Annotated in this window: 8 protein-coding genes; 7 read left to right on the plus strand and 1 reads right to left on the minus strand. The window is 54.0% G+C overall.

The features are described from left to right. The 6 genes from AC6T8Q_RS11230 to AC6T8Q_RS11255 all read left to right on the plus strand — a co-directional run. The coding region (locus tag AC6T8Q_RS11230; RefSeq protein WP_500679164.1) for a hypothetical protein at positions 1-260 on the plus strand (260 nt) is incomplete at its 5' end. A 2-nt stretch (positions 261-262) separates the two neighbouring features. After that, the gene (locus AC6T8Q_RS11235; RefSeq protein WP_500679165.1) at positions 263-481 is read left to right on the plus strand and encodes a hypothetical protein; all 219 of its coding nucleotides are present in this window, start codon (positions 263-265) and stop codon (positions 479-481) included. Between the two features lie 721 nt (positions 482-1,202). Continuing rightward, positions 1,203-1,784 carry a sigma-70 family RNA polymerase sigma factor gene (locus AC6T8Q_RS11240; RefSeq protein ID WP_500679166.1) on the plus strand — a complete coding sequence of 194 codons (582 nt, stop codon included), beginning with the start codon at positions 1,203-1,205 and terminating at the stop codon, positions 1,782-1,784. 24 nt (positions 1,785-1,808) lie between these two features. Next, a complete protein-coding gene (locus AC6T8Q_RS11245) occupies positions 1,809-4,127 on the plus strand; it encodes a serine/threonine protein kinase (RefSeq protein WP_500679167.1) in 2,319 nt (772 codons plus the stop codon). 494 nt (positions 4,128-4,621) lie between these two features. Then, complete coding sequence (locus tag AC6T8Q_RS11250; protein WP_500679168.1) at positions 4,622-5,746, plus strand: NF038122 family metalloprotease; 1,125 nt, start codon at positions 4,622-4,624, stop codon at positions 5,744-5,746. A gap of 40 nt (positions 5,747-5,786) precedes the next feature. Beyond that, the gene (locus tag AC6T8Q_RS11255) at positions 5,787-6,005 is read left to right on the plus strand and encodes a hypothetical protein (protein ID WP_500679169.1); all 219 of its coding nucleotides are present in this window, start codon (positions 5,787-5,789) and stop codon (positions 6,003-6,005) included. A gap of 895 nt (positions 6,006-6,900) precedes the next feature. Here AC6T8Q_RS11255 and AC6T8Q_RS11260 read toward each other — a convergent pair. Beyond that, positions 6,901-7,869 (minus strand): HD-GYP domain-containing protein, encoded by a 969-nt coding sequence (locus tag AC6T8Q_RS11260; protein WP_500679170.1) that lies wholly within the window; start codon positions 7,867-7,869, stop codon positions 6,901-6,903. A 1,274-nt stretch (positions 7,870-9,143) separates the two neighbouring features. On the opposite strand from AC6T8Q_RS11260, the gene AC6T8Q_RS11265 reads away from it, so the two are divergent. Continuing rightward, positions 9,144-10,619: a DUF1254 domain-containing protein gene (locus AC6T8Q_RS11265; protein ID WP_500679171.1), complete on the plus strand. Its 1,476-nt coding sequence runs from the start codon at positions 9,144-9,146 to the stop codon at positions 10,617-10,619. Positions 10,620-11,011 lie beyond the last annotated feature (392 nt).

Genomic DNA, 11,011 nt, shown 5'->3' on the forward strand with positions numbered 1-11,011 from the left:
GTGGCGAACCGATGTTGCCGAATCACTGGTTAGCTGGTGTCGAAGTTGGGGACGACGAGCAGAGACTATGGATTGGTAAGCGGGTTATCGAGTGGCCGCTCTGTCCGGCTCCCCCTGATGATGCTGAGCAAATACAAGCGAGGGCTAGGCTAGAGTTTAAGGATTTTGATTGGTCACCCTATCAAGAATATGACCTCGGTTGGAAGCTCTCCGGAACGTCACCCCTACCTGATGAACTACTCGACGAAAGGTGTGAATAGGCATGAGAACGTCGAAGGAACTTTCCCGCGAGGAATTGGAGCGATTGGCTGACGTTGTGCAGCAGGCACTCTATCTGAAATTTGACGCCGGAAATGAATCGTTCGCCTGGGATCCCGAGAAAGAGTGGAGTGGGATTGATGTCTGTGCGGAGTTGGCGAATGTTTTGAGAGAGCTGGAGATGGTTCCGGAAACTGGCCTGCCGTTTCAAGTTGCGGACTAACCGAAAACTCGTCGATGAATATCCGCTCCTGACAACATCCTCGATCGTTCAGTTCGCGGCGGCACGCCCCCTGCACGACCCTTGGCTGCCACAGTAGCGGCTCAGCCAACAAGCTCCGATTTCGACGTTTCTCGGGGATTTGAATTCCAATATCAGTTTAGAAACTTTTCCGCCCCCAAGATTGTACTGCAAAAAGACTTGCGACGATTAGTACCGGAAAACGAAGGAAACTGACACTGCTCCCATGAGCGTGTCCAGGGTTGCGTTTCAGAGTCAAATGACGGTTCGTCCTGGGTCACGCACCTAGCCACTCGCAAGCAGCCAGGAGTTATCGATTTGACTGCGCTTTTCGCAGCCCCAAAGTGCGATCGGTGGGATCCACCGCTGCGGCAAATGACTATTCGCTAGTTCGGGCGGATGATGCAACTTCGTCGAGTCGGAACGGTCGCCAACTTCCAGAGGTGAGCGTCACCCTGGCGACTTAGCAAATTGCTAATCCTGCGGAGGTGAAATGCACATAGTGCAATTCGTGCAGACTTTAATCCCCCGAATTGTCCCACCTCGGCGAATTAGCTTTACCGGAGACTTACAGCGGTAGCTTGCTACCCAGTTCAAAACTTTCCCATAGCCTTTCTCTCAGAATGGGAGGGGGTTAATCTAGCTTTTTTGGCAATGCGACCCTGAGATAGAGACGATATTCGATCGCGTCTACAATGTAGTCATGGCTGATGACGATCGAAAACTAGAACCCGATGTGACCGCGTTGCTTTCTCAGGCAACTGATGGCGACGAGCAGGCTGCTGATGAGCTATTGCCGATGGTTTATCGGCAGCTGCGGGCGATCGCGAACAACCGGATGGCGAGTGAGAATCCGGGGCATACACTGCAGGCAACGGCGCTAGTGAACGAAGTGTTTCTACGGCTTTTTGGCAATCGCAAGCTGGCTTGGCAGAATCGGGCTCATTTTTATGCGACGGCGTCGGAGGCGATGCGCCGGGTTTTGCTGGATCATGCCAAGTCAAAAGGGCGAAAAAAACGGGGCGGTACGGGCAAGAAAATGCCGCTAAATGTGGCAGAACTGGCCGCTGATGGAGATCCCGAACAAATTTTGGCGCTCGACGCTGCCCTTTGTCGCTTAGAAGAGCAGAACCCAGAAGCTGCGGGTGTCGTCCGGCTGAGATTCTATGCCGGGCTCAGCGTCGATCAAACAGCCGAGGCATTAGAAATGTCGCCGCGGACGGTGGATCGACGTTGGAAGTTTGCCCGCGCCTGGCTGTTCGATCAACTCAGTCAACCCGATTAAAGCAGTACGAATTAAAGAAAAATCATGTCTAATCCCGCTCAAGAAATTTTCGAGCAGGTCATTGATCTCTCGCCAACGGAACGTAATGAGTTGCTAGCCGATGCGTGTGGTGAGGATACTCAACTGCGTAACCGTATCGAAGCTCTGCTTGCCGCGAGCGAGGACGCAGGCAGTTTTTTGGGTGAACCTACCATCGATCACGTAGCAGCTGCTTACTCTGAGCCCGCCGAGCAAGCAGGCAGCATGATCGGACGTTACAAGCTGCTGGAAAAAATCGGTCACGGTGGCTTCGGCGATGTGTACATGGCCCAACAGCATGAGCCTATGAAACGACGGGTTGCCCTGAAGATCATTAAGCTGGGCATGGATACCAAGCAGGTCGTCGCTCGGTTCGAAGCCGAACGACAGGCACTTGCACTGATGGACCATCCGAATATCGCCCGCGTGTTGGATGGCGGCGAAACCGGTTCAGGGCGTCCTTACTTTGTGATGGAATTGGTTCGCGGTGATCCAATCACCGAATATTGCGATCGTGAGAAGCTACCGACGAATGAGCGACTCAAACTGTTTCAGCAAGTGTGCCAGGCGATACAGCACGCGCATCAGAAGGGCGTGATCCATCGCGACATTAAGCCAACGAATGTGCTGGTTACCGTTGCCGATGGGCAGCCACTGGCCAAGGTAATCGATTTTGGCATTGCCAAGGCGACCAACACAGAGCTCACCGAAAAGACGCTTTTCACCGAGTTCCGTCAACTCATCGGCACGCCGCAGTACATGAGCCCCGAACAGGCGGAACGATCTGGCGTGGACATCGATACGCGGAGTGATATTTATTCGCTCGGTGTTCTGCTCTACGAAATGCTCACTGGCAAGACACCGGTCGATCCTGCCACGCTTAAGTTAGCCGCTTGGGATGAACTGCAGCGGCTGATTCGCGAGGAAGAGCCTCAACGGCCTTCGATTCTTGTGACTTCTATGGGAGTGGATTCCGACTTGATTGCACGGTCTCGTGGCACCGAGCCGAACCGTTTGGGCAACCTACTCAGGGGCGATCTTGATTGGATCGTGCTCAGAGCGTTGGAGAAAGACCGCACGCGTCGTTACGGCGCAGCAAGTGAGTTGGCTGACGATTTGCAGCGTTACTTGGACGATGAAGCAGTCATGGCGACACCGCCGAGCGCGGGCTACAAACTGCGAAAACTCTTCCGCCGCAATAAAGCGACCATTGCCGTTGCCTCGGCTCTGATCGCTGCCTTGCTGTTTGGCTTGGTCACGACTTCCATTTCTTCCGTTTGGGCATTGCGTGAACGCGACCATGCTTTGCAGGCAGAACAAGCAGCGAATGTAGCTTCCGAACGTGCTGACGAGCAGGCAGACCGTGCTCGGCGGATGGCCGCAATGGTTGGAAATCCTTTCCGAGACAAAGCTGATGCCGAAGACCTGGCCAGAGCTTGGTTGGCAGACCTCGATGAATCCAAACGGCAGGGCACGCTCAGCGAAAAAGAAATTCTCATTCAACAATGCCAGTTGTCGACATGGTGGTTTCAGTACGGAGGCGGAGAAGAAGCGCGTGGTATCATCGAAAAAATTTACGAGCGGGCCAAAGAGGTATTGGGGCCTGAGAATCAAAGCTATCTGACCTTGGTGAACATGAACATCGTTTCTCATCAAAACATATACAACGCCGAACAGCTCGCCGACTTGTGGGTCGATTTGATGGGATCGGTTAAGCTTTTCAAGCAAGAAGAGTACGACACCCTGTTACCGCAGTATGCGGCAGCCCTTTACAGAGCTGGCAGAAAGCAAAAGGCGACTGCTGCCGTTGATGAATACCTGACCATCAGGAATCGCCCTCGACCCGAACCCTCTAACCCGGCACTGGAATTTTATCGGTTAAAAGCAGCGACTCGCGATCTAGCTGAATGGGGCACTGCCAATCCGGAACTGTTCCAGAAGCTGATCGCTTTTCAGAAGACACTTGAGAATGTTCCTGGCGCAGAGAACCCAATCTTCGGCCAGGCTGCAAAGAACAAGAACTTGCAAATTTGGGAGGGCACAGTTGACACGGGGAATCGCGAGTTGCGTTTGCGTTTCGAAATTTCGCTCAACTCCGAGGGCGAATTCTCTGGGAAACTGATCAGCCTTGATCAGGGCAACACCGAAGTTCCACTTTCCAAGATGACCGTTGATAATGGCTTGGTGTCGATGCAATTCAAGAGCGCTGGCGCAAGTTTCAACGGCAAACTCAACCCGCTGACAAAAGAAACCGTGGGAACATGGAAGCAAGCCGGCCGAGAATTTGATCTCACGATTCGACGTACGGATCACAAAACAGATTGACGCAATGACACCTCCGATCGACAAAAGTGTTTAGATTGCGGCGACTCTAGAGCCAACGAATCGCAGCCAGATCGGTAACGCGATTCCAAGGCTCGATCAAGTGTTAAACGAAAGGGAGCGATTCCTTGAGACCGAAAAAAACGTCCGTACTAATCATTTCGATATCAATGTTGTTTGCCGCTGCAATCCTACTTGCAAGCTATGTATTGGATGGCACGCCATACGAACAAACGGCGATCTACATGTTCATTGCAGTATGGTTGATTCCCTTTTCTTTATTATGCAAGAATCTCGCAACTGCAAAACATGACGATAGCTGGCCGTGATGAAAATGAGTACGCGTTGACGACTGACCTCAGCGGCAACGACTTTCTCCAACGAACTTGAGGTTTAAAACTGACACTTAGGACTCGCTCATGAGGCCGTTAACTAGTAGCAGCTTACAAGTTACTATGATCGTTGCGTTTGCGATCTTCTCTGCTCCAGCACAAGCAATGGAGTCTCCTTTGGCGTTTCAGTTTACTAAAGGCCAAAGCCTGCTCGATTTTGAATCGGGTACGACTGCCGAACAAACGCTCGCCGCGAATATCTTCTCGGCGGTTGAGGCGGCAGGAGAGGTTTGGCGTTCGGTTTTAAGAGACGACGCGACGCTGAACTTCGTCATCGAACTCGACGGGCTTCCGCCGGGGTCAGGGGGGCAAGCGATCCCCGAGTTTATTGGCCCCAATTACTCCGATGTCATCCGGCCCGCGCTGTTGGCGGACCGGACAAGTGCCGACGACCGGACCGCTGCCGGGTCGCTGCCCCTACCTCTGGCGTCGGGCATTGAGTTCATCACGCATGACACGACCGTCATCCCGGCACCGCGGATCCGCGACGACGATGGCAGCGGGAACAACCGAGATCTGATTCTCACACGGGCCAACGCCAAGGCACTGGGCATAGTTTCGCCCAACGATTCAGACCTGGATGGAACGATTCGCGTCCTCAGCGAGGGACCTTGGGACTTTGATCGGGAAGATGGTATCGACCGGCGGAGAGTCGACTTTGTCGGCCTCGTGGTTCACGAGATTGGCCATCAGCTGGGCTTCTTTAGCGGCGTGGAGTTTCTGGACGTCTTCGGAGGTAATGGAGTCCCGCCCGAAGGTCCCCTCGCTGATCAGTTGATCGACCTTAGCGGCGAAGCGATCTTTTTTCCGATCGATCTGTTCCGCTACACGGATGACAGTTTGAGCCAACCGAATCAGCCGCGCGGGGGATTGCGTGATTGGTCGTTCGGTAGTCCCAGCGTGGCGGACACTCCGTTCTTCTCCATTGACGGCGGCAGGACGGAACTGGCGACATTTTCAACCGGCACATTCAACGGCGATGGTTTTGGTCCGAGTCACTGGGAAGATAATCTCGACCTGGGAGTGATGGACCCAACCCTGGATTTCGGCTTGCGGGCGATCACCGCACTGGATCTACAAGCATTCGACGTTATCGGCTGGGACTTGAGTTCCGTGCCGGAACCTGGCTCGGCTACGCTGGCTGTTTTGATGTTGGCGGTAGTTGGCTGGCGCGGCGGGCGTTCTGAGGGGCGACGTGGTATTCAGCTACTAACTGAGTGTCCGGGCTAGCTTAGCTGCGGAGTCGCTCCAGCTGCAATTCCTGGTCAGCGTGGCGACTGGCGATATACCGCTCGCGCTTCCCGTTCAGTTTGCCGCAGGGGAAGGCACTGCCGAGGGGTTGCCATTGTTGACGGGTGAGCATGCGGTGTATTACTTCACGACGGACGACAATCTGTTGAGCATTGCGATCCCCGAATCGAGTTCCCTGCTGCTGGCTGCCCTGGCCGTCGCAGGCCTGCTGACGCTACGAGGAAACTCCCACACTTGAGCTAGGTCTCACTGGGAAGCAGCCACTCAAGGACTTAGTTTTGGGGGGAATGCTGTAACCTGCGTCGGTGGCTCCAACTGCATGAGGTGATTTTCACCTCTGCAGTCGTGCAATCAAATCGACAACAGCGTCAGCCGGCACGTTGAGTTCTCGAATTGGGCACATGCTCGCAACCCATGTGGGCGTGTCATTGGTCGTTTTGGCTCTGCTTGCGGGAACAGTCAAATTAGACCGCTTAATCCCAGTCTGCGAAGGGGTGGGGGCGGATTCAAAAATCCGCCGCGCCTCGTATGAGGGAGAATCGTGAAGGTTTTGCCCAGTATTTTTAGGCTGAAACATCGACTCTGTATGATCGTGGGGTCCGTCGCCGATATCGAAGCGCTGCCTGCCGTTTCCGCCCTTTTGCCGCTCAGTCCACGCAGGTTCTGACCGATCTGAGAATCTCAGACTTAGATTCGCCGTATAGCATCGGCAAGGCTTCAACATAAGGTTGTAGAACTTTTGATCACTTATTGTGAGGGTCGACAATTCCTGGCGAGGGAGGCGCCGATCTCGAAACACTTTTCATTGTGTTGGAGACATCGCTGGACGACATAGGTTTTTTTACCCGTCGGTAGCCAGAGCGTGATCCGTTCTCCTGGAAACAATTGCTCTGCATGTAAAAAAGCGATTCCGTCGCGAGAGAGGTCTCGTGTTACCACTAGCGTTTGCCCCCGCTTTCGAGGGATTGACGAAAACGTATTTTGATACTCCAACAAAACTCGGCGAGCGTATCGATGGCGGAGGAATGCTCGCTGATCGTTAGGGAGAGGCGGGATAACGCCCCCGCTTGTGAGGCTGGCCTCCCACTCACTGGCAACCGCAATATCACATTCACAGGTTGAGAGCAATCTCTCTAAGAGTGTTGAATAATCTTCTTCCAGCATTGCCATATCTCTGCGTTGAATCTGGACCCCGCTTGTCGTTCCAAGATCGAAGTTGCCTCTGACCGCGACATTGCGGACCGATAGGGTCTGTGACTGGTGAGCGCTTCGAACACGTCGACGATACCGCAGATTTGCGCCCAGGGATGAATTCTGCTCTGCGTAATGCCCACGGGATAACCACTTCCGTCCATTTTCTCATGGTGCTGATAAACCATCATTAGCTGCCCGAAGCTGAAATCCGTGTGGTTCGCAAGTAGTCGGAATCCGGTTGTCGGATGACGTCTAATTAGTTCCCATTCCTCACTATTCAGCCGGCCATTCTTGGTCAGAACCTGCTCCGGAATATCGAGCTTGCCAATATCATGTAATAGCCCGCCCGTCGCGATTTGTTCAAGTTCGCAGCGTTCCGTTGTGCCACACGCCTTAGCCAGTAACACGCAATAAAATGCGACATTGGTCGAGTGAGTGAAGGTGTGGTAGTCATGCCGCAGCACCTTAAGCAGCTGCTGCGCAGTCGTGTCTGTGTGACAGATCAAATCGACTGTTTGCAAGGCGAGTTGCTTGACGCTTTCGAGTGTGTCTTCAATATTTCTCTGGGCAAATGCTTCGGACAGCACATCCCTGACGGCCTCGCTCAAACAGTCCAATCGTCGTGATATCGGCAGACTGTCATCGTCAAGAATCGCAGCAAAATTGTTGCGGAGGTATTGCTGGTAAACGAGATGCGCATCAGCCGTAATGTAGAGGTGTTTCACACCGCGATCTTTCAACCTCTGGAGGTCTGCACCGTCTAGAAGTAAAGATGAGTCACGATACAAGTGAATTGAGTTGCTGGAATTGTCCCTAATATACAGTGAAAAGTTGGCTACCCCTGACAGACTGATGGTCGCCAGCGGAATGGGAATGTATTCGGTATTTCGGGTTGTTGTCGCTGGCATAGGTGCACGTTTACGCGATAAACCGCATCAATGGACTTCACGAATTAGAGTCTTCTAGCTGTTTGCAAGAGTATGTCGCGAGTGTCAGGAAAATTGTTAAGATTGTAAATCTTGTTGCGGCAAATTGCAGAAAACAGTCTGAACTTGACAATTGCGAGGGATGTGCGTTCTTTAGCCCCGCAGTACATTTCCTGTATCTCCTTTGCCACATATGCATTGCTCCACAAAAGTCTGCAATGTTTTCGAAGATTGACTACGAATTGAAACGCCATAAGAAACTTCAGCATCGAACGTTGCCAGACGTTGAATTCCGCCTCGGAAATACCTACAAGTAGCGCACGATTCTCTTCACTCTCTACAACTTTCTGGGAACGGGGCGACTAATAAGCTGGTAGCTGATCCGCAAAGGGGTGAGGGCGAATCTAGAAACCCGGCGCGCCAAGCGTTAGGGAGAATCCCGATGATTTTGTCCGGAGTGTATAGGCTGAAATATCAATTCTGAGTGATCGCGGGGTCCGTCGCCGATATCGAAGCGCGCTGCGTGCTGTTTCCGCACGTCTGCCGCTTAATCCACGACTAACCCGATCAGTGCGGAAATCGCGGGCTGGGCTCACGTCTAATGCGGGTGGCAGTCGGCGATTCAAGTTACCAGCTTGCAGCCAAAGGCCGCGTTGCAAATTTCCATTCTCAATACTGAGTCGTGCAGATCGCTAACTGCCCTCGGCGTTTCATTCCGAAGCGTTGTAGCCTCGGTCTATATCTAGCGACATTCGTGACGGACACCTCCGCAGCGACGGTATCAAATTGACGGCGTCCGCGTGGAGGGCATCCGGCGTCGGACTCGCGTTGCCCAAACGGCAAATGAGGGCGTGTCATTACGGCTGATTTTTTGGGCAAAATGACTGTTCGACATTGGGCACGAAGTGGCTTGTTGAAGGCAGATTCCCGTCCTCAGATTGACTTCGATATTGGATGCCCCGATGAGCTGTCGGTCGTTTGCACCTCTGCGAGATAGCTCCAAGTCGAACCCGCCGCGTTTGATGCAACCTACCTGAGGAACGAGACTGGTGGACTCGATGAAGTATGTTCCGCCGATTGCAGTTCCGCGAAACTATCTGGCAAATCGTCGAGCTGCGACGAATAGCCGCCTGGGCATTGGGCCACCTACTATCGGTCCCCTGACGAAAAGGTGATACTCTCCCTAATAGGATCTGTCACTTCTACGCATCCTCTTGCCTTTCCTGGCACAACAATTCCCCGTAAAGCCATCAACAATGAAAACAATACACCTCCCTACTTTGGCTGCCGCCGCGTTCGCCATTTCCATCGCTACGTTTGTTGGCTGCAACAAAACGAATGACGTAATTTCCTTAACGGACCAGGCTGACAAAGCGGAAGGCGTCGCCGCCCCCAGCATCGAAGAAACCAAGGCCATCGCGGAGGAAGGCTTCATCTACGGTCTGCCGATCGTGATGAACTACGCGGTGATGAACGAGTACGCCGTCAATAAGGACTCGGGGCAGTTCAAGGCGCCATTCAACGAAATCCTCAACGAGCCGCGCGTATTCACCTACAAGGACACCGCAGTCATTACGCCGAACAGCGACACGCCTTACTCGCTGGCCTGGCTGGACCTACGAGCCGAGCCCATCGTGCTCTCGGTGCCGGCAGTGGATAAGGATCGCTATTTCTCGGTAATGCTCTGCGACGGCAATACTTACAACTATGGTTACATGGGCAGCCGGGCTACGGGTAACGAGCCTGGCGACTACATGGTCGTCGGCCCCGATTGGAAAGGCGAGAAGCCCGAAAGCATCAAGCAGGTTTTCACATCGACCACCCCCTTTTCACTAGCGGCCTACCGGACCCAGCTCTTCAATCCGGAGGACATGCCGAACGTGATCAAGGTGCAAGATGGCTACAAGGTCCAGCCACTCTCCTCCTACCTGAAGAAACCCGCGCCTCCCGCCGCACCGAAGATCGATTTCCTTCCTGCTACAACCGCCGGGATCAAGGAAAACTTCTTTCAGTACCTGGACGCGGCCCTCGAGTTTGTCCCGCCGGCGGAGGACAGCAAGGAGATTCGCGCAAAACTCGCCAGCATCGGCGTCGGTCCTGATAAGACCTTCGACTTCAAGGACCTCTCCCTGGAACACAAGGCTGCCGTCGTCCTCGCGATGAAGGAGGGCGATGAGAAGGTGAGCAAATGGCTGGCCAATGGAACCAAGAAAGTCAACGGATGGAACATCGGTTCCTTCTTCGGCGACCAGAAGTTCTACAACGGCGACTGGCTGATGCGCGCCGCGGCGGCCAAGGGAGGAATTTATGGCAACGATGCCGCGGAAGCCACTTACCCGCTCACCCGCGTGGATGAGAAAGGCGAGACCCTGGACGGGAGCAAGCACAGCTACACTCTGACCTTCCCGGCGGATGGGTTTCCCCCCGTTAACGCCTTCTGGTCGGTGACCATGTACGACGGCAAGACCCAGTTTCTGATCAAGAATCCTATCGACCGTTACCTCATCAATTCGCCGATGGTTCCGAACATGAAAAAGAACGACGACGGCTCGTTGACCATCTACATCCAGAAGGACAGCCCCGGCGACGACAAGGAAAGCAACTGGCTGCCCGCCCCGGACGGGCCGATCTACCTCGCCATGCGACTGTACTGGCCGAAGACCGAAGAACCTTCGATCCTCCCCCCGGGCGAAGGCACATGGAAGCCCCCATTCCTCGTGAAGGTGGAATGAATCGAAGGGCCGCGCCATCGCCTACTGTTTGAATGCAAGACGTCTTCCCATTGCTCGCAACGCATTCACATGAAATTCCCCAGAGTTGGGCTTGTGGCCGTTGTATTGACGATTGGCTATTCCGTCCCGGCCGATTGATCTCTTTGGTCAGCTGCCAGAGCGGGGCATCGATGCCCCCCTCAAGGGCCCGACTGCGGTCAGAATCGTCGCCATCTTGTCCATGCGTCATCCAGCTGACGAGGTTGGACCAACCGCTGTTCCGATGGCGCCGCCTAAACTGAGGGCGGTGAGGAAGGCCTCTGCAGCGACGGTATCGAATTGACGGCGCCGGCGTCGTGGGCATCCGAGCGTCGGACTGGCTCTGCTCAAATGACAAATGTGGGCGTGTCATT

Origin of the sequence: Bythopirellula sp. (assembly GCF_041737835.1) — a bacterium.
Lineage (GTDB): Bacteria > Planctomycetota > Planctomycetia > Pirellulales > Lacipirellulaceae > Bythopirellula.

Excerpts from the sequence above, each read along its gene's own strand:
- AC6T8Q_RS11260 (WP_500679170.1), bottom strand. The coding sequence starts at position 7,869 with ATGCCAGCGACAACAACCCGAAATACCGAATACATTCCCATTCCGCTG.
- AC6T8Q_RS11235 (WP_500679165.1), top strand. The coding sequence starts at position 263 with ATGAGAACGTCGAAGGAACTTTCCCGCGAGGAATTGGAGCGATTGGCT.
- AC6T8Q_RS11240 (WP_500679166.1), top strand. The coding sequence starts at position 1,203 with ATGGCTGATGACGATCGAAAACTAGAACCCGATGTGACCGCGTTGCTT.
- AC6T8Q_RS11245 (WP_500679167.1), top strand. The coding sequence starts at position 1,809 with ATGTCTAATCCCGCTCAAGAAATTTTCGAGCAGGTCATTGATCTCTCG.
- AC6T8Q_RS11265 (WP_500679171.1), top strand. The coding sequence starts at position 9,144 with ATGAAAACAATACACCTCCCTACTTTGGCTGCCGCCGCGTTCGCCATT.
- AC6T8Q_RS11250 (WP_500679168.1), top strand. The coding sequence starts at position 4,622 with ATGGAGTCTCCTTTGGCGTTTCAGTTTACTAAAGGCCAAAGCCTGCTC.